This window comes from Fibrobacter sp., assembly GCF_045601785.1.
In the GTDB taxonomy this organism is placed as follows: Bacteria; Fibrobacterota; Fibrobacteria; order Fibrobacterales; family Fibrobacteraceae; genus Fibrobacter.
This window is the reverse complement of record NZ_JAZSAF010000085.1, coordinates 14,528-33,025: the sequence shown is the minus strand read 5'-3', so window position 1 is coordinate 33,025 and position 18,498 is coordinate 14,528. Positions and strand designations below refer to the sequence as shown.

Sequence of the window (18,498 nt, the reverse complement as noted above, 5' to 3'; positions counted from 1 at the left end):
AATTTAAATCTACAAAAAAAGTAGGGAAGAAATGTAGCTTTCGAAAAAAATAAACTTTGCGGAAGTTTTGAATGTTGACAAGTGTCAATAATCGGACTATATTTAGTATTAAATTCAGTCTAATTGAGTGAAAAATGGCAAACATCAAGAATATCAAACCGATTTCCTACATCAAGGCGAATGCGGCCCAAGTCTTGGATCATGTGTGCGAATCGCATGTTCCTTACGTGGTGACTCAAAATGGCGAAGCTCGTGGAGTCATTCTTGATGTGGATACGTACCAGAAAATGCAGGATGGGTTAAAGCTTTTCAAACTGTTCGCACAGAGCGAAAGCGAAGTCTCGCGTGGCAAAATCATCCGCCAAAAAGACCTGTTTGATTCTCTGGAGCGCGAACTGAATGCCAAGTAAAAAGTTTCAAGTGGTCTGGTCGGAATCAGCGGCGCTCGACCTGAAATCGATAGTATTGTTCATTGCCCAAAACAGTATGCAAAACGCACGCGAGGCATTCGCCAAAATAAAGAAGGAATGTCTGCTTTTGGAAAAGTTTCCCGACTTGGGCAAGATTCCCGCAGAACTAGAAGATTTGCAGATAGGCGGATATCGGGAACTCACCATCAATCCATGGAGAGTCTTTTATCGTAAGCAGGCAGAACAGATTGTCGTTCTTGCCGTTGTCGATTCAAGGCGCGATCTTGAAGACGCCCTTTGGAACAGACTGATGCGGTGAAAGATTTTGTCACTTTCTGACATCTGTTTGAATCTATATTTATAGGTGACTCTTGAAGGGAGGCTCCTATGCAGACAGATAATGAAAATCGGGGCTTGAAATACTGCCGCTATTATCATGGCGAACAGCAGGATCCGTATAAGGATTCCTTCAAGGGACGCGCCTGGATGGCGGAGCAGTTGGCGAGTGAACGCGTTTCGGGGTCTGCGAAGGATTTCTTGTCGTTTGTGGTTGCTCATATCAGCAAGTGGGAACCTTATGGCTATGAACCGGATGTCGCTCGTTACATAGCCTTCTTTGAAGGTTGCTCCTTTGAAGAAAAAATCGAAATTGCAATTGGCTATGGGCTTGGAGATGCACTTCAATTCAAGAAACCTCGTGGGCGAACTATCTTTGAAAGCCATTCAGATGCGGGTTTCTATACTCCCGAGACAATTGATATGGGTGTTCTGCTCTGTAGCGACGGACGAATCTATATTAAGAATGCTGTGCCGGAAGGCTGCGGTTGCCTGAATTTGCTGCAGGACGGGCAAGATCCCTGCACTCAGGTGTATTTTTATGCAGGGAAATACAAAGAAACTGCCGATGTGGTCAAGAAACTGATAGATGAAAACTGGGAACGTATTTCCACATTGCCTTCAAAAATTGATGATTTTGTTTGTGATGGCGGCTTTTCGCACTATAAATTCTTGAGCAAACATTTTAGGGGGATGATTTATGGGGAATCGGAGGAGTCGAAGGCGGTTGAAACATTTCATAATCGGGTTCTGAATATTTTCTATCGAACGAATGCGCCTTCCTATGATTGGCTTGATGTTACGACCGATGTTGATACTTTCGTCGAACAATGGGGTGCTTTGTTAGACGAAATTGATACTGAAGAATCCTGTGCAAAGGTATATGATTTTATCGAAAGTGAACGATTTGCCGAAGACTGCCGAAATCTGGGCTTTGAAATGGATTGTTTTGAAAGCTTCACGAAGCATTGCAATCGTGATTCTGAAAATACTTCAGGCAACTCGTATAAAGAATTGTTTGCTGTTTGCACGGATTATCATGTTTTAGGTAATGCGATTTTTAGCCAGAGGCGCTATTATAACCACTGGGCGAGTGATGTAAAAGCGGAATTTGATACTGAATGGTTCAGGCTTGCGTTTAAGCGGCTACTAGAGCTTTCATGATTCCGTCAAGATCGTCGGGCGAGACAATAGCATCGTGTAAACTAGCGCTTTTTAACGGGGTAGTACACCCCGTGTGCGGCCTTGCTCGGGACGCTGCGGCCCTTGAGGTCGGTGGCACGGGTCTTGCCGAGGCTGCTTGCGGCCTTGCCCGCGGTACCCTTATTCCAGCGTGTATCCGCGATGCCGGTGGTCCCGCTTTCATCGAGCAACCCCGCGATGACTTCGGCGCTTGCGCTGAGTTTTGCCTTGTAGGGAATGGTCGCGTCTTTCAAGAGCTTGTCGCCGGTGATGGTGGGCTCGGGCGTTTCGCTATCGCCGATTGTGAGGCCCGCGACGGTGAAGGTCGCTTCTTCGCCGGGGAGTAAACCTTTAAGCGATTTGTCGCTGCGCACGCCGTTTACGGTCACGTAGGCATTGTGGTACAGCGGTGCGATGCCAATGTTCTTTACACGTACGGCGGCAGAAATCCCGTTGACCGCATAGCCCGTGATTTCGAACTTGTAGCCCGCATAGGAACTGGCCTCGTACACGCGATCCTTGGTGGCGAAACTGCCTTCGGGCGCGTCGTTGCCTATCACGTAGGTCATGTGATACTTGCTTGCGGCATCTTCCCAGGTAACTCCGTAAAGGCCTGCCGGGTTCAGGAACTCGCGCTGGTCCTTTTCGGTGTAGTAGCTGACTTCGCCTCCACCGGGGGCGGTTTTCCAGCGGTCCGTGCCCAGGTCGCGCCAGTTCCGCTCGTTATCGCCGTTGCCCTGCGAAATGTCGTGTTCCTCGTGCATGAAGGAATCGTCGAACAGCCCGAAATTGAGCCCGAGCAAGGTCTTGTTGCCTGCGACGGGCGTGTAGTTGTTGTCTGCCGCATCGATGGAGATGCTCCACGGGGTCTCTTTGAACAAACTATCAAGATGCGTCAGGAATTCGGCCTGGTAATCCTTGGTGGCGAAGTTGACTCCAAAGTTTAGCTTGGTGCCGTAGATATGGTATTCGCCCCAGTGCCCGAAACCCGCCTGCACGAATGCGATGCGTGGATCCTTGTCGTATTTTGCAGCAAAGTCGGTGTAGAACTGCTTGTAGAACCACTGGAGTTCCTTGTTGCTCCAGTCGGCGTAGTAGGTGGGGCCGTCGCCGCCCGGGTTTTCGGAATAGGTCTCGGTATATGACTTGTTCGCCTTGATGTAGTTGGGGACTGCGGTGGCGCCCTTTACCTTCTCAGTGCAGCCCGATGCGTTTTCGATGGTTGCGCTCGGGTACTCGATGCGGAAGCGTACGATGGCCTGGTGCCCGCGGCTCGCAATGTCGTCGAGCATTTTTTCAAAGCTGCTCCAGTCATAGTCGATCTTGTCGTCGGTCTTGCCCTTCACCACGGCGCAGGGGAGGCAGTACGAGAATTCAAGCGAAATCGAACCTTGCAGGTTCTTTTGGCTTTTGGCCTGGTCGGGCCAGAACACGATTCCCTTCATGGGTTCGAGCGTCTCGATTTCTTTGTTGAGAGCGACGGAACGGTCTGCCGCGAAAGACATTGCGGCAAGCAATCCTGTTGCCAATGTCGTTGCGATAAGCGGGATGCCGCCTGCGAAAATTGATTTTTTCATACCACACTCCGTTCGGGACGAAGCCCGTCCCCTTAAATCTAATGTAGGATGGCAGAAAAGTCAACGAAATGCGTTTTTGTCAACGCTTTTTTGCCCTAAAATGGCCGAAATTTCAAAAAATACTTGACAATGTTTTTTTTTGGTTACATTTAAGTATGTAAACAAATCTGCACGAAGGATTGCGATGTCGAAATTGGACGATAGAATCAGGGAAGACCTGGGCTACCTGTATGCGGACAAGAAAATCAAGCGGGCTGTTGATCTCGGGAAGAAACTATCCTTTGATGTCTCGACCAAGGGCGAGCCCGCGCATTTCTTTGGCGAGCGAAGCGCATCGACCGTGGTAGTTATGCTGAATCCGGGGTGTATTGCCGAGAATGCCGACAAGAAGTTTGCGGAAATATCGAAGGGCTGGAACCGTAAGTCCTTGAAAGGCTTCGTTGAAAGCTATATCGATCACAAGATGAACGGCGCTGGTCGTTGTCCGGAGTGCTGCAGGCCTGATGCGTTCGACGTGAAGCAGGCGGCATTCTTGAAACCTTGGACGGGTTGTGGGATTGTGCTTCCCAAAAACTTTGAAACAAACGAAAATAAACTTCTCGCCAAGAAGAAGGTTTTGCTTCAGAAGTTGCAACTGGAACTTGTTCCGTTCGCATCGCAGACAACGAAGTTCCAGAAAGACGATTACGACCTGCTGCTACCTTATCTAGAAGACTGCCTCGATGAGATTTTTGCGAAAAATCGGAAATATGTTATCCTATGCGGCAGTGTGTTTGAACATCTTCTGAAGAAGTTGAAAGAAAAGGGCGCGATAGATGCCGACTTCTCGAACAAAAAGAAAAAAGTTCTCAAAAGCAAAAAGCTTAGCAAAGGAATTACCGTTCATTGCATGGTGGCGGAGATATGCTATAACGGAAAAAGGCAACGGGTTCTCGTCGCACATACATTTGCAAGTCGGGCCTTGCCTAACGCTTACGGCTTGATGGAAAAATACGGGAAGTTCTGCTTCGAGACTTTTCAGAAAACCAAGGTTTAATCAAAACAGGAGTAAAAAATGAAAATACGTAAATTTGCAATGATGCTGTCGCTGTCGGCTGTACTTGGCTTGATTGCGTGTGGCAGTGATGATGCCAACCCGGCTTCGGACGGTGGCGTTTCGGGATCAGCAATGGTTGACTCTCGCGACGGACAATCCTACAGGATTGTGAAAATCGGAAAGCAGACCTGGATGGCACAGAACCTTAACTATGCAGCTCCAAATAGCGTCTGCTACGATAATAATCCCGATTTCTGCGCTATGTATGGTCGTCTTTATTTCTATGACGCAGTGCCGGGAGCATGCCCTTCTGGCTGGCACGTTCCGAGTGGTAAAGAGTGGAGAGAATTGTTGCAACTTGTTGCCGATACTCTAACGTATGGCCTCTATCAAGGAATGGAAAAACTCATATCAAAAGAGGGGTGGGGTGTGTTTGAGAACCCGTACGTGACGAATGATTGCAATGGTTCCGATGACTATGGATTTGCTGTTTTGCCTGCAGGCCAAGCTACGCTCGCGGGTGGATTTATGAATGCGGGGACTAGTACTGAATTCTGGGCCTATGAATTCAAGGAAAGAATTGCCTATGATTGGCCTGATGGCGACTATTATAGAGTAGGATTTGGGAAGGATACTACTTGTCCGACAACTCGTACAGCGTTCGTGAGTAGTGAAGGTGTAATAGGTGGTGATCTGTATAACACTGAAGCAAAATCTATCCGCTGCGTAAAGGATTAATTTGCTTAATTGCAGTCTTTCCTAACTCCAAGGAATAATAATGAAAAAGCGTAAAATTACAATGGCGCTGTCGCTTGCGGCGGTGCTGTGCCTCGTTGCATGCGGCGGTAGTGATGACTCTGCGAGCGCTCCTGACAATGAAAACGTTGTTTCTGGCAACGGAAACGGTGGTGCTGGCCCTGTTGTTGATCCTTCGACGGTTTATCGTGGGCTGTTTGTCAATGAAAAAGACGGGGTGGTCTATGGGATGGTGACGATCGGCTCGCAGACTTGGATGGCTGATGATTTGGGACGTTCCCGTTATGACTCATTTAGGAGTTATATAAAAGGGTATTACTCTTTTGCGGATGCTAAGGATGCTTGCCCGGCGGGTTGGCATTTGCCGGATGCGGAAGAATGGAAGACTTTATTCCGTTCTGTGGGCGGCGAAAGCGTTGCCGGTAAGATGTTGAAATCTTCCTCGAATGTCGGTGAGAATGCTTATGGGTTCTCTGCGACCCTTGCAGGTAGGTCCGGATCATGTAATGATGGTAATATGGTCTGCGAGTTAAATTTGGGATATTACTGGGTTCGTTATGGAAATGGGGGCTATAACGATGATCTTGTTAGAGTTGACCAAACGGATGCACTACAGTTTACTCAAAAATTTTCTGACGGCGCCTACAGCATTCGTTGTATCAAGGATGAAGTGTATGTCCCAAGCCCTGCTGAAAGTTATGGACAGCTAATCGATGAACGGGACGGACAAGTTTATGCTACGATAAATATTGGCGTGACGACTTGGATGGCGCAGAACCTGAATTACGAGGTCGAGGGCAGTGTTTGCTATCAAGATGATTTGAACTACTGTGCTCTGTATGGACGTCTCTATAAGGTTTCGCAGCCCACTAATTCTATGATGGCATTGCAGTGCTCTTCTCCCGAGATGTCGGAGTTTTGTCCTGCTGGATGGCGTGTGCCGACGAACATTGATTGGGACGAATTGTTGTGGGTAACGAAGGCCAATTCGAATTCAAAAATTCTAAAGTCTGTCACTTGGGCTGAACTTGACGGTACTGGATTGGATTCTTTTGGATTTTCCGCGTTGCCTGCCGGATGTGCATCTAGTATGGCAGGTTTCAATGGCGAGGGAGGCTACACGGTATATTGGACTTCCTCATGTGATACGTCGGCAATATCTACGGTGGGCATTTCTAGTGCTCAAATGGATGGATCTGGTCAAAACATTCTTGCTGGCTCTGTCTACCGATCACGTCTAAAACCATTCTTGAATAATTACAGTACAACAGCATATAGTGTTCGCTGTGTAAAATCGCGCTAGAATGTCTTGAATACTGTGTTTTTTAGCCAGCCCAAGTCGGGCTGGTTTTTGCTTCTCAAAATAATTCCTAATTAGCCTTGAATGTCATCAATTTCTTGAAGGAACCTGATAGCTAGCTTTCTTTGTGTTGATTTTCTTGCCGTGTTGAAACTTCCCGAGAGCGTCCACCTGCTTGCCCGAAGTACTTTGTGCCCAAGGCTGCGATGTGGTGCGGACCTTGCGGGCGTATGGAATTGCGTCGGTTGAACCGTCGCGCAAAACGACCGCGATGCTGTCCAAAATCGGGTTCCCGGTGCCTTCGATGTAGTCGTGCGATACTTCCCAGACCATGATGCCCGCGTAGCCATTATCCTTGACCCAGCGGCTCTTGATGGCAGAAGAATGCGGGTCTTCGAAGGTCACGTAGCCGGTCGAAGATACGCCGTAAGGTGACACGGAGACGCTGTCGAAGAAGAATTCCCAGTCGGGGTTCGCGACGATGTCCTTGTACGGGACCTGCTTTGCCGTTCCCTTGGTGAAATCGGTGCCGGGGCCCGTTGCGCCCTTGAATTCAAACCCGAACGAGGGGATTCCGAAGACCATCTTTTCGGTGGGGACGCCGCGTTTTTTCCAGTAGTCGCGGGTCTGTTCCCACGACCAGGTGGTGTAGCCGCTGTGCGGGTAGAGCGGCGAATCGAACATGGCTTTTTCGTCCCAGTCGCCGGTAATGTCGTAGGTCATGAACCCGAGCCAGTCGAGGTTTTTCACGAGGACTTCGGGCGTGAAGAATTTTCCGTAATACTGCGAGCAGGGGAGCGCTGCCGAGAGGGTCTTGCCTTCGGGGAGTGCGGCGCGGAGTTCCGTGAGCAGCTTGTTGTAGGCGATGGTGTCGGCGTCGGGCACGGGGTTGTATTCCCATTCCCAGTCCATGTCGAGGCCGTCTAAATTATGATCGGCGACAAACTGCACGAGGTTCGCGATGAACTTGCCGCGGAGAGCGTCGTCCGATGCGACGGGCACGAAGTTCTCGCTCTGTCCGCCACCGCCGAGCGACACAATCGCCTTCGTTCCGGCAGCGTGCGCGAGCGTAACCATGGAATCAAGTGCGCTCGGGTCGTCTGCGGCATCGCCACGCAGGCTTCCATCGGTATCCGGCGTGATAAAGCTCCACAGCACGTGGGTCAGCTTTTCGTACGGCACCTTGTCTACGGTGTAGGCGGGCTTGTGCCACTTTCCCCAGTCGGGGTAGTAGCCGATGAACAGCGGTTCGGCGCTTGTCGTAGAAAAACCGGCGATGGCGAAAGCCAAGCCGGAAAGAATATTTCTACAGAGATTCTTGTTAGACATGCCACACTCCTTTCTCTTAATATATGTTTTTTTGCGGAAAGGAGGGCGCAATGTCTTTTTTATTCCGGTTTTTTCAGGCAGTTGTCGATTTGTTCCTGGATGAAGGCCCGGTTGGAATCGAGTTTGGCCTGGTAACGCGGATTGACGATGGTTTCGCCGTCGCAAGTCTGTTCTTTGGCGATGCTTCCTCTGAATTCGATCTCGGATTCGTTGATGGCGACCGAGCTTAGGCAACTGTTCACCTTGGCTCTATTTAGGGAATCGAGCTCCATGGATTCGACGGCCTTTTTGGCGCTGTCGATTTGTGCGCCCTTGTTGGTTGAGAACTGTTCTTGTAGTTCGAAGGAGTCGACAAAGTCGTTTTTGGTGCAAAGCGGGGACGGCGTCTGGACGCTGCTGCTGGATGCGGGCTCTGCGCTGGAACTGCTTTCCTCGGCCTGGGAACTGCTAGAGAACTTTTGGTCGAACTCTTCACGCGTGTATATGGTAGAATCCTTCAAAACGTGTTTGCCGCTTTTGTCTTCGTAGGTGAAGTAGGTGCTGTCGTTGGAGCATTCAAATGTTTGCATGTAGTTGTATCTGAAGCAGGTGGGCATTTGAACGCCGTAAAGGGCAACTTCTGAAAAATCGGGCGTGTCTTCCAGCTGGTCTTCGATGGCTTCCAGCTCTTCTAAGGTCTTGGTTTTGTTGTTTCTGAGTTGGTCGATTAAATCCTTCGCAGATGGTTTGGGTGACTCGGACGAAGGCGTCTTGGAAAGTTCGATGCAGGAACCTGTGGGGTTCATTGCAACCATTTTGCAGGTTGCATCGGGATTGCTGGCGAGCTTGTAAGTCGCGGCTTCGTCGTTGCCGGAAACTGCGCTAGAACTCAACGGAGTGTCTTCAGAAGATGAAGATGTGGCGCAGTTGCCATCGCAAGCGTCAGAACTGGATACGGCTCCTGAGTCGGCATCGTAAACGGGTTTGATTCCATAAAGGGTATCGATCGTGATTCCGTCAAGGTCGTTGGGATTGACAATCGAATCGGGAGTGACCGGCTCTTCGTTGTTAGCCCCGCTTGCAACAGGCGTGCTTTCGCTGTCCGCGCCGCAACTGGCCCAGAAAAATGCGGTTGACGACAATAAGATTTTTTTCCAATGTTTTCTGATGTTCATGGATCCTCCTGACCGAACGCGGTGCTGTCGTTTAAGATAATAAAAAACAAGGTGGATTTCTGCTAGAAAGTGAATTTGTACAAAAACGTGTGATATGGAGAGTTTTTTTGTAGGAAAGGGTTTACACCCGGTTTTGGCACGGATATTGCATTATCTTTCGCGAAAACAAAGCGAAAAAGCGATTTTTGTTTCAAAATGAAACGTAGTTTTGCTATTTCGCTTCAAATTTTAACGATAACTGGAGATTAATAATGGCAACAGAGAAGATGGAATTCCAGACTGAAGTTCGCGACATGCTGAACTTGATGATCAACTCCCTTTACAGCAACAAGGAAATCTTCCTCCGCGAACTCGTTTCCAACGCGGCGGACGCACTGGACAAGCGCCGTTTCCTCTCGCTTTCGAACGCAGAACTCTTGCCGCAGGGCACGCAGCTCCGCATCGACATCTCGGTGAACAAGGAAGGCAAGCGCATCGTTGTGGAAGACAACGGTATCGGCATGAACAAGGAAGACTTGATCAACTGCCTGGGCACCATCGCCCGTAGCGGTACCAAGAACTTCATCAAGAATTTGAAGGAAGGCGACAAGGGCAGCGTCGATTTGATAGGCCAGTTCGGTGTGGGCTTCTACTCCGTGTTCATGGTCGCGAAGAAGGTCGAAGTCTTGACCCTCAAGGCCGGTGAAACTCAGGGTTACCTGTGGGCATCCGAAGGCACGGGCGATTTCGAAATTTCTGAAGCCCCGCGCGACAAGGTCGGTACCAAGATTACTTTGTACCTGAAGGACGACGAAGATGCCGAAGATTTTGCCAGCGAATGGAAGATTAAGGACATCGTCCAGAAGTACAGCGGCTTCGTGAGCTACGGCATCTACTTCCACCCCGAAGCAACGAAGAACGACAAGGGCGAAATCGAAGAAAAGCCCGAAGAACGCCTGAACGAAAAGCAGGCTCTTTGGCGCCAGAGCGAAAAGGAAGTCACCGAAGAACAGTACAAGGATTTCTACAACGTCATCAGCCACGAAGCTGACGAACCGGCTGCCTGGAGTCACAGCCACGCCGAAGGTTCCCAGGAATTCTGGAGCCTCGTGTACATTCCGTCGAAGGCCCCGTTCAACATCTGGCACAACGATGCACTGCACGGCCTCAAGCTCTACGTGAAGAAAGTCTTTATCATGGATGACTGCAAGGACTTGCTGCCGCCTTGGCTGCGCTTTGTGCGTGGCGTGGTCGATAGCGAAGATTTGCCGCTGAACGTGTCCCGTGAAATCTTGCAGAACAACAAGATTATCACCAACATCCGTAAGCACGTCATCAAGAAGGTGCTCGACACCTTGCAGAACATGGCCGACAAGGATGCCGCGAAGTACAACGCCTGGTGGCGCGAACTCGGCATGGTCCTTAAGGAAGGCTTCTACATGAACTGGGAACATCTTGACGAACTCAAGAAGTTGCTCCGCTTCGAAAGCACCAAGACGGAAGGCGACGCTCTCGTGGGCCTCGACGAATACGTAAAGCGCATGCCCGAAGGCCAGAAGGAAATCTACTACCTCATCGGCGACAAGAATGCCGTGAAGAGCAACCCGATGCTCGAAGCCTTCAAGGCCAAGGGCTACGAAGTGCTGCTCATGAGCGACGGCATCGACGAGTTCATGATGTCTAGCCTCCAGGAATTCGGCGACAAGAAGTTCCACGACATCGCCCGCGGCGACGTGGACTTCGAAAAGACCGAAGACGAAAAGAAGGCCGAAGAAGCCAACAAGGGAATCTTCAAGGGACTCTGCGAAAACCTGCAGAAGGTCTTGGACGAAGACATTAAGGAAGTCCGCGTGTCCAGCCGCCTGAAGGATAGCCCCTGCTGCCTGGTCACCAGCGAAGACGCCATGAGTGCCCAGATGGAACGCATGATGAAGGCAATGGGCCAGAAGAACTTGCCGAAGTCCAAGCGCATCCTGGAAATCAACCCGACGCACCCGATTTGCGAAATGCTCAAGAAGAAAGCCGAAGCCAAGGAAGACCTGGGCGATTGGCCGAAGGCCCTCTACGGTCAGGCACTGCTTGCCGAAGGTTCTCCGCTCCCGAATCCGGCGGAATATGTTGCAGCAATTACCAAGTTGCTGACCGCCAGCGTGAAATAGTGAACGTCATTGCGAGCGTTAGCGAAGCAATCTATATGAAAAAGAACGCGATTCCATCGCGGCCTTTTTTGCAAAGCTTCACCTCAGCCATGCACAAGCAAGCTTGTGCGCGGCATTCGGTTCGCTACATTTGCACTCCTTCGGAGTGCGATGTTCGTCGGCTCGGTCATGGGCAAGCGAGCTTGCCCGCGACACTCGCCTCCTTACATCTCCGGAACATCAACGTCGTAGCTGGCCTTGTGACCGGCTTCGTCTACGAGCTTGATGTTGAAGTGGCCTCCTGCCTCAGGAAGTTTTTCGCCCTCGATAACGATTTCGCGCGGTTCGGAATCGTATTCAGCGGCAACCCACTTCTTGCCGACCGTTACCGTAATCGCGTTTCCATCGGGGATTCCGTCATACTTGAACATGAGCGGAACTCTCAGGGCGGGTTGACGAACGCCACCGATGAACATGTCGCCCCAGTAGGGGAATCCGAGGATGGGGGCTTCTTCGTTTTTGATGTTTGCGATGTCGCGGAGTTCGTTGGTCGTGGCGCAGCGTTTCTTGCCCTTAGTCTGCTTGCTAAAGATGAACCAGTTGCGGCTTGTTTCGCCGAGCCAGTAGAGCGGAGCGTTGTTTTCGCCGTTCTCGATACAGACCGTCCAATCCTTGAGCTGCATTCCCTTGGGGTGGAACTCGATGAAGTCCAGACTGTCGGTATGGGTACGAGTCACGGCGAGGATGCGCTTGGTGGTGTCCTTGACGACGGGCATGCCGGTAATCTTCTGCGTGACGCCGATGTTTCCAATCTTGGTGGTCCAGTTGGCGCTCTTCTGGTACGGGCTAAAAGCGTAGATGGCGATGTCTTCGTCAACGGCCTTGCCGTCGCCCGTGGCGCTGGCGTCTGCGGTGTAGTGGATGTGCGTCATTTCGGGGTAGATTTCAAGGAGGCGCCCGATGGTGATGGGCTTGTGCTTGAACGCCTTGCACATGTCTTCTTCGATGACGTTGTCCTTTGCCATGGCGGAGAACTTCATCCCGTTTTCGCAGCGGAACAGGTCGAGCATCGGGCGGCTTAAGAAGGTAAACAGCGGCGATGTCTGCACCTTGGTCAGCGGAATGGGCTTGTCGCTCTTGCAGCGCGGGTGGAAGGTGAATTTCTTGGACGTCTTGTTGCCGTTGTAGTCTTCCACTTCGATGGTGTAGGTCGAAAGCGGAGCAAGTCTAGCCTGGATTACATGCCAGTCACCGGCCGTGTCGGCTTCTTCGGCCCAAAGCAACTGGTCTCGGATTTGGGTCATTCGGCTGTAGCGTAGCGTGTCGAGCCATTCGTCAAAAATCTTCTCGTCGTAGCGCCACATGGTGATGTGGCGGACCGACATCGGGTTTTCCTTGGGCTCGCGGCTGTAGTCGGCGATTTTGACGGCCATGCTCAGGTTGAATTCGTTCTTCACCGGCGTTTCGACACAGCCCTTGTCTATTGCTTCTGGTGTCGTGACGGCCAGGTGGTTGCCCTGCCACACGGCGATGCCGAATATCTGCGGCGCCATGGTGTCTGCGATGACGACTCCTGCAAGCACGGGGTTGATGACGCGGTCGTTGTCAAGGCGAACTTCCAGGTGCAGGTGCGGATTTCCGATACCGGTGCTGCCGGCAAAGGTGAGCGTGTCGCCTTTCTTGTAGCTTGTGCCCGGTTTCAGAGATACATCGTTCTTTTTACTCGCGTACTGTTTCTTGGAAACCTGTTCGTCGAGCTTTCCAAAGCTGCTCTGGTGTGCAAAAGCCCAGGTCTTGCCGCTCTTGCCCTTGAAGAGCATCAGCTTTCCATAGTGGAACGGGGATACCCTGATTTCTTCGACTTTTCCGTCTTCGGGAGCGTAGATGGGCCAGCCTTCTTCCATTTGGGTCGAGTAGTCGAAACCTGCGTGGTAGCGCGTACCGCGGTTTTCGCCGAAGCTTGATGTCAGGTAGGCGTCGCGGTCAAACGGGCGGTAGGTGGGTTCATCGCCCTTGAGCACTTTTTTCTGCTCCATACCGTCAGCGTTGTCGATTCCGTTTGCATCGGCGCTGCCACCAAAGTTTTCATTGTTGACGACCTTTCCGCCCTTTGCCTTGACGCAGTCTTCGTAGGCGAAGGCGTCCATGGTTTCCGCGTTGCATTCTTCTGCGTAGGCGGGTGCCATCAGGGCGAGGCATCCGGCGATGCCGAGAATCGTTTTCTTGTGGGCTATTTTAGTGAATTTATTCCAAACCGTATTCATGGAATAAAAGATACAAATTTATTACAACATAGCGGTGGGGGCTTTGGTTTTTGCAGGTTTTGTGTGATGCAAAAAAAAAGAACCGCTTGCTTTGCAAACGGTTCTTTTCAGTGGAGCTAAGGAGAGTCGAACTCCTGACCTCCTGCATGCCATGCAGGCGCTCTACCAACTGAGCTATAACCCCGAGGGCTGGCGCAAATATAGAATAGACATTTACCCTTGTCAAGGGAAAAAGAAAATTTTTTTCAAAAAAAAATAATTCCTTTAAGAAAAAAAGATATTATGGCTTAATAAAAGAAAAACTCCTATTTGACTAGGAGTTCTTTTTGATAGAATTTTCTAGTAACTATGAACTAGTAGCTCTCAACAGCGATTTATCGCAATTAGGCTTTTTCAATCGTCACGGATTCAATGATCACGTCTTCGTAGGGGGCGTCGCGGCGGTCGGTCTTGACACCTGCGATTTCGTCAAGGACTTCGAAACCTTCGTAGAGCTGGCCGAATACGGAGTAACCGTCAGCGGGGCCGGGGCCCACCTGGTCGTGGTCCAAGAAATGCACATTGTCGCCGTGGACAATGAAAAACTGGCTGCCAATGCTGTGCGGCATGGCGGTCTTTGCCCAGCTAAGAGCGCCGCGCATGTGGGTGAGGCGGGAATCGTACTTGTCGCCAATCGTGGTGCCCGGGCCCTTGGCAGAGTGTCCGCCGGTACCGTTGCGGTTCGTGAAGTCGCCGCCCTGGATCATGAAATCCTTGATAATGCGGTGGAACGGGGCGCCGTCATACTTGCCCTGCTTGGCGAGTTCAATAAAGTTCGTGGCACATTCGCCGACGAGTTCTTCAAAAAGGCGCAGCTTCATGGTGCCGTGGTTGGTCTTCATGATGGCGATGGTTTCGCCTGCTTCCGGTTTACCCAGCTGATTGAACATGGAATCTCCTATAGGTGTGAGGTATGAGCTCGCTACGCTTTGAGCTGCGAGTTTGAAAGGAATAGTCTCTAGCAAAAAGCGTAATATGTTGTTTTCCTTATATATATAAAAAATAGGGGTGTTTTACAACTTTTCCAAGAAAAAAGTCAAGAAAAAAACTAATTTCTAGCAGAAAAACTCAAAACGAGCGGCGCGAGTGACCTCGAACCTCAGAGGGCGCTTTGCGACCGACCTGATACCTATATGAAAGACAACTGTAAAAAAATTAGAGAATTGCTGTCTGCTCAGGCGATGGAATTCGCCCTCGACGAAATGGCGGCAAAGCTTGCCAAGATGCACCCGACTGCCGACGACATGGTGGTGCTTGGCATGGCAAGCCGTGGTATTCCTCTCGCAAAAAAAATCTGCGAGCGCTTAAGCCAAAAGTTTAACAAGACGGTCCCGATGGGGAGCATCGATGCAACCTTCTACCGCGACGACTTCCACTACCGCAAACATGTGGGTTCCACCGAGATGCGCATTACCGAAATGCCTGCATCGGTCGAAGGCAAGACGGTCATTTTGGTAGACGATGTGCTTTACACGGGCCGCTCGGTGCGAGCTGCCATGCAGGCTATCTTGGACCTCGGGCGTCCGGCGGCGATCCGCCTTTGTGTGCTGGTGGACCGCGGTCACCGCGAACTTCCGATTGCGCCGGACTGCGTAGGCCTTACGGTTGAAACCGCACAGAATCAGGAAGTCCGCGTGCAGATTGAACCGATAGACAAAGAAAATTCAGTGTACCTAGTAGAGGTGGAGGCCTAAGATGGGGGCATTACAGATTAAGCATTTGTTCGGACTCCAGGGCGTGTCTAAGCAGGATATTCGTACCATTTTAGACAACGCCAAGCAGTTCCGCGAAATACTCGAACGCCCGGTCAAGAAGGTACCGAGCCTTAGGGGCATGACGGTGGTGAACTTGTTCTTCGAAAACAGCACCCGCACGCGTACGAGTTTCGAACTCGCCGAAAAGCGACTCTCGGCTGATACGGTGAACTTTACGAGTTCCAATTCCAGCGTCAAGAAGGGCGAAACTCTGGTCGATACGCTCCGAAACATCGAGTCCATGAAGATTGACATCGTGGTCGTCCGCCACAAGGGGACGGGAGTCCCCAAGTTCCTCGCCGAGCATAGCAACGCGATTATCGTGAACGCGGGCGACGGTGCCCATGAACACCCCACGCAGGCACTCCTTGACATGCTGACGATCGAAGAAAAGCTCGGAACGCTTGAAGGCAAGAACGTGACCATCATTGGCGATATCCGCCACAGCCGCGTGGCCCGCAGTAACCTCTGGGGAATGTCCACGATGGGTGCCCATGTGACGCTCTGCGGACCTAGCACCTTGGTGCCGCGCAACACGGACCTCATGAACCACGTGACGTGGGAGCCGGATGTGAAGAAGGCGGTCGCAAACGCTGATGCCATTATCGCCCTCCGTTTGCAGAAAGAACGCATGGACGACGCACTGCTTCCGAGCATGCGCGAATACCGCAATACATTCGGCATTACCGAAGAACTCCTGGAATGTGCCAAGGACAAGGTTATCATCATGCATCCGGGGCCAATCAACCGCGGCGTGGAACTTGATTCCGACATCGCCGATGGCGAACATTCTGTAATTCTTGATCAGGTGACCAACGGCGTTGCTGTCCGTATGGCCGTTCTCTTCCTTTTGGCTGGAGGCCGCAATGAAAACTCGTAAGCCTAGTTGTGAACATTATGCGAATGTTGTCTTGAAAAACGCGAAGTTCTGGAACGGTAAGTCCTTTGAACTGCGTGATGAAGTCCGTCTGACGGGTTCCTCTAGCAACAACGACTCTTATGAATATGACTGCAATGGCGCGCTTGTTTTGCCTGCGCTCTTTGCTCTTGGCGTTGACTTTATGGAACCGCTTCGCGACGATGTCTATACCTATGTGGATGGTGTGGATGCTATGCGCAGGGGCGGTTTTTATGGGGCCATATACGAAAGTGCCGCCAACCCGATTGATGATGTCGATAAGTTGACCGCTGCCGATAACCGTAGGCCCTGCGATTTTAATGAAGGTCCTGGTGGTACGGCTTATGATATCCGTTTCCTCGGTGCCTACAGCAAGGGCTTTGGTACAGATAGCCTTGCCGAAATGATGGAGCTTGCTTCGGGAGTTGTTGGCTTCGGCGATGGTAATGCCGCCATTCCTCATTCCCGTTTCCTCCGCCTTGCCATGGAATACGGTAAGATGACGGGCAAGCGCTTCTTCTTCCAGCCGATGGACAAGACACTTCGCCACAGCGGATGCGTTCACGAAGGCGCTTATTCCGATATGCTCGGCATGAAGGGCATTCCTCGCATCGCCGAGACGATTGCCGCCTACACGGTGCTTGAAACGGCTCGCTTCCTGCAGGTGCCGGTCCACTTTAAGCAGGTGACTTGCGGCGAGACTCTGGACTTGATTCGTAACGCCCGCAAGCAGGGAATGGATGTGACCTGCGATGTTGGACTCTACCATTTGCTGCTCGACGATTCCTGCCTTGAAACGCTTGACTCGGCATATCACATTATGCCACCGATTCGCTCCGCTGGAGACCGCGAAGCTCTGTGGAAGGGAATCGAAGACGGCACTGTGAATGCCATCAGCATGAACCATACGCCTGTGCTCCGTCAGGACAAAGTGGTGAACTTCGAAGATTCCGTACCGGGAGCCCTTTCGCTAGAAATCGCGCTGCCTGCCATCTGGAAAAAGCTGAGCGAACGCGTGGGCGATGCTCGTGCCATCGAACTTCTCTCGACGGCTCCCGCTCGCTTGGCAAATGCAGTCCGTGGCGAGAACCATGCTGCCGCTGTAGTTGTGCTTGCTGCAGATAAACCGCACGTAGTTGTCGAAAGCGACTTCGCGGGTCATGTCTGCAATTCTCCACTCCTCGGCAAGGAACTTCCGTCATCGATTCTTGCAACCTACATCAACGGAGTCTGGACCCATCTTGGCTAGCAGCCATACCGATTGAATGGATTTGCCCATATGATAGAACCGCTTCAAATAGTCTGGATTGCATCTATTATCATCATGTTCATGACGCTAGTGGTGCTGTTCGAAGTGCATCGCATTAACTTTCGCCGCGAAAATGAGGTGATGTTTGGCACCAAGGCTTTTGATGACAAGGTCGAGGCGATGGGCTTTACCGACAAGGAAAAGCGGACTTTGGATAAAATAATCCGCTATTCTTCTTTCGAAAACAAGGATGCGGTCTTGAACTCGTCTAGACTTTTCGAAGATGCGGTAGACAATTTCTACGACATCCGCAACGTGTTCAGTGTCCGCGATGAGACGCTTGCCGCCGTGGAGAGTCTTCGTAAGAAGCTTTCCTTTACGGCGTCGAACCCGCTTGCGGAGATCTATTCGACCCGTCAGTTTAATGTAGGGGACCGCATCGACCTGCTTCTGGAAAACGGCCTGCGCATCAAGCGCTCCGAAATCATGGCGCGCAGCGAAAAGGAGTGGGTGATAACCTTCGATACCAGCGACGGCACATCGTTTTCTTTAGTGAACAAGGAAATCAAGGTGCGCTGGACCAGGCCTGACGATGCCATCTATACGGCTGTCTTGCCTGTTCGACAGGTAGATGCGGGACATTTGGTCCTTTTGCATTCTTCGTCTCTGGATAAAAAACAGTTGCGCCGTTGGGTTCGTGAACAGGTCGCGTTCCCGGTGACGGCGGTCTTCCAAGATGGGTCTTCCATTGGAGGTACGCTTTTGGACCTTTCTGCCGGCGGTATCATGGTGGGACTCCCCAAGGAGTGCTATCCTGGGCAGCATATGCGCATCCAGTTTGAACTCCCGAGTTTTGGTGACGAAGACGTCGAAATTGAGATTTTGCGCAATTTAGGGCATAAAAACCAGGATTACCCCCACTATTATTGCCACACGGCCTCGTTTAAGGGAGCCTTCGGTTGGACCCAGGAAAGGGTGCTCCAGTACCTTTTTGAGATCAACAAGCGAAAAAAACAGGGGGTTAAGTGGGTAAAAAGCACCTAACTAGTTCATTTTCAATGACTTAGATGAATTTTCCGCTTGACATTTTGCTTTTA

16 protein-coding genes and 1 tRNA gene are annotated in these 18,498 nt (G+C 51.1%); 11 read left to right on the top strand and 6 right to left on the bottom strand.

The features are described from left to right. The first annotated feature begins 134 nt into the window (after nucleotides 1–134). The 3 genes from ACKI61_RS13690 to ACKI61_RS13680 all read left to right on the top strand — a co-directional run bounded on the left by ACKI61_RS13690 (nucleotide 135) and on the right by ACKI61_RS13680 (nucleotide 1,910). Entirely contained in the window at nucleotides 135–410 is a 276-nt protein-coding gene (locus ACKI61_RS13690) for a type II toxin-antitoxin system Phd/YefM family antitoxin (protein ID WP_407458228.1), read from the top strand. After that, complete coding sequence (locus tag ACKI61_RS13685; RefSeq protein WP_407458227.1) at nucleotides 400–729, top strand: type II toxin-antitoxin system RelE/ParE family toxin; 330 nt, start codon at nucleotides 400–402, stop codon at nucleotides 727–729. Before ACKI61_RS13690 ends, ACKI61_RS13685 begins: the two co-directional genes overlap by 11 nt. A gap of 68 nt (nucleotides 730–797) precedes the next feature. Next, nucleotides 798–1,910: a hypothetical protein gene (locus tag ACKI61_RS13680; RefSeq protein WP_407458226.1), complete on the top strand. Its 1,113-nt coding sequence runs from the start codon at nucleotides 798–800 to the stop codon at nucleotides 1,908–1,910. A gap of 41 nt (nucleotides 1,911–1,951) precedes the next feature. Here ACKI61_RS13680 and ACKI61_RS13675 read toward each other — a convergent pair whose 3' ends face one another. Beyond that, the gene (locus ACKI61_RS13675; RefSeq protein WP_407458225.1) at nucleotides 1,952–3,505 is read right to left on the bottom strand and encodes a DUF4832 domain-containing protein; all 1,554 of its coding nucleotides are present in this window, start codon (nucleotides 3,503–3,505) and stop codon (nucleotides 1,952–1,954) included. A 184-nt stretch (nucleotides 3,506–3,689) separates the two neighbouring features. On the opposite strand from ACKI61_RS13675, the gene ACKI61_RS13670 reads away from it, so the two are divergent. The 3 genes from ACKI61_RS13670 to ACKI61_RS13660 are packed head-to-tail and all read left to right on the top strand — an operon-like array spanning nucleotide 3,690 to nucleotide 6,600. Beyond that, nucleotides 3,690–4,541 (top strand): hypothetical protein, encoded by an 852-nt coding sequence (locus ACKI61_RS13670; RefSeq protein WP_407458224.1) that lies wholly within the window; start codon nucleotides 3,690–3,692, stop codon nucleotides 4,539–4,541. Nucleotides 4,542–4,559: 18 nt separating this feature from the next. Next, nucleotides 4,560–5,279 (top strand): FISUMP domain-containing protein, encoded by a 720-nt coding sequence (locus ACKI61_RS13665; RefSeq protein ID WP_407458223.1) that lies wholly within the window; start codon nucleotides 4,560–4,562, stop codon nucleotides 5,277–5,279. 40 nt (nucleotides 5,280–5,319) lie between these two features. Next, nucleotides 5,320–6,600, top strand: a complete 1,281-nt coding sequence (locus ACKI61_RS13660) for an FISUMP domain-containing protein (protein ID WP_407458222.1) — start codon at nucleotides 5,320–5,322, stop codon at nucleotides 6,598–6,600. Nucleotides 6,601–6,687: 87 nt separating this feature from the next. Here ACKI61_RS13660 and ACKI61_RS13655 read toward each other — a convergent pair whose 3' ends face one another. Together ACKI61_RS13655 and ACKI61_RS13650 are read right to left on the bottom strand one after the other, a co-directional pair. Next, nucleotides 6,688–7,926, bottom strand: coding sequence for a glycoside hydrolase family 18 protein (locus ACKI61_RS13655; RefSeq protein WP_407458221.1), 1,239 nt, complete (start codon nucleotides 7,924–7,926; stop codon nucleotides 6,688–6,690). 59 nt (nucleotides 7,927–7,985) lie between these two features. Further along, a complete protein-coding gene (locus tag ACKI61_RS13650; protein WP_407458220.1) occupies nucleotides 7,986–9,080 on the bottom strand; it encodes a hypothetical protein in 1,095 nt (364 codons plus the stop codon). A gap of 251 nt (nucleotides 9,081–9,331) precedes the next feature. On the opposite strand from ACKI61_RS13650, the gene htpG reads away from it, so the two are divergent. Next, the gene (htpG, locus tag ACKI61_RS13645) at nucleotides 9,332–11,218 is read left to right on the top strand and encodes a molecular chaperone HtpG (RefSeq protein WP_407458219.1); all 1,887 of its coding nucleotides are present in this window, start codon (nucleotides 9,332–9,334) and stop codon (nucleotides 11,216–11,218) included. A gap of 203 nt (nucleotides 11,219–11,421) precedes the next feature. Here the strand turns inward: htpG and ACKI61_RS13640 are convergent, their stop codons facing one another. The 3 genes from ACKI61_RS13640 to ACKI61_RS13630 all read right to left on the bottom strand — a co-directional run bounded on the left by ACKI61_RS13640 (nucleotide 11,422) and on the right by ACKI61_RS13630 (nucleotide 14,390). Beyond that, the gene (locus ACKI61_RS13640) at nucleotides 11,422–13,461 is read right to left on the bottom strand and encodes a M23 family metallopeptidase (RefSeq protein WP_407458218.1); all 2,040 of its coding nucleotides are present in this window, start codon (nucleotides 13,459–13,461) and stop codon (nucleotides 11,422–11,424) included. A 111-nt stretch (nucleotides 13,462–13,572) separates the two neighbouring features. Next, nucleotides 13,573–13,645, bottom strand: a tRNA-Ala gene (locus ACKI61_RS13635). 199 nt (nucleotides 13,646–13,844) lie between these two features. Continuing rightward, nucleotides 13,845–14,390, bottom strand: a complete 546-nt coding sequence (locus tag ACKI61_RS13630) for a peptidylprolyl isomerase (RefSeq protein ID WP_294112472.1) — start codon at nucleotides 14,388–14,390, stop codon at nucleotides 13,845–13,847. Between the two features lie 273 nt (nucleotides 14,391–14,663). On the opposite strand from ACKI61_RS13630, the gene pyrR reads away from it, so the two are divergent. The 4 genes from pyrR to ACKI61_RS13610 are packed head-to-tail and all read left to right on the top strand — an operon-like array spanning nucleotide 14,664 to nucleotide 18,445. Beyond that, nucleotides 14,664–15,194 (top strand): bifunctional pyr operon transcriptional regulator/uracil phosphoribosyltransferase PyrR, encoded by a 531-nt coding sequence (pyrR, locus tag ACKI61_RS13625; RefSeq protein ID WP_407458217.1) that lies wholly within the window; start codon nucleotides 14,664–14,666, stop codon nucleotides 15,192–15,194. 1 nt (nucleotide 15,195) lies between these two features. Continuing rightward, a complete protein-coding gene (locus ACKI61_RS13620) occupies nucleotides 15,196–16,134 on the top strand; it encodes an aspartate carbamoyltransferase catalytic subunit (RefSeq protein WP_407458216.1) in 939 nt (312 codons plus the stop codon). Beyond that, complete coding sequence (locus ACKI61_RS13615; protein ID WP_407458215.1) at nucleotides 16,121–17,401, top strand: dihydroorotase; 1,281 nt, start codon at nucleotides 16,121–16,123, stop codon at nucleotides 17,399–17,401. Before ACKI61_RS13620 ends, ACKI61_RS13615 begins: the two co-directional genes overlap by 14 nt. 30 nt (nucleotides 17,402–17,431) lie before the next feature. Next, nucleotides 17,432–18,445 carry a PilZ domain-containing protein gene (locus ACKI61_RS13610; protein WP_407458214.1) on the top strand — a complete coding sequence of 338 codons (1,014 nt, stop codon included), beginning with the start codon at nucleotides 17,432–17,434 and terminating at the stop codon, nucleotides 18,443–18,445. The last annotated feature ends 53 nt before the right edge of the window (nucleotides 18,446–18,498 follow it).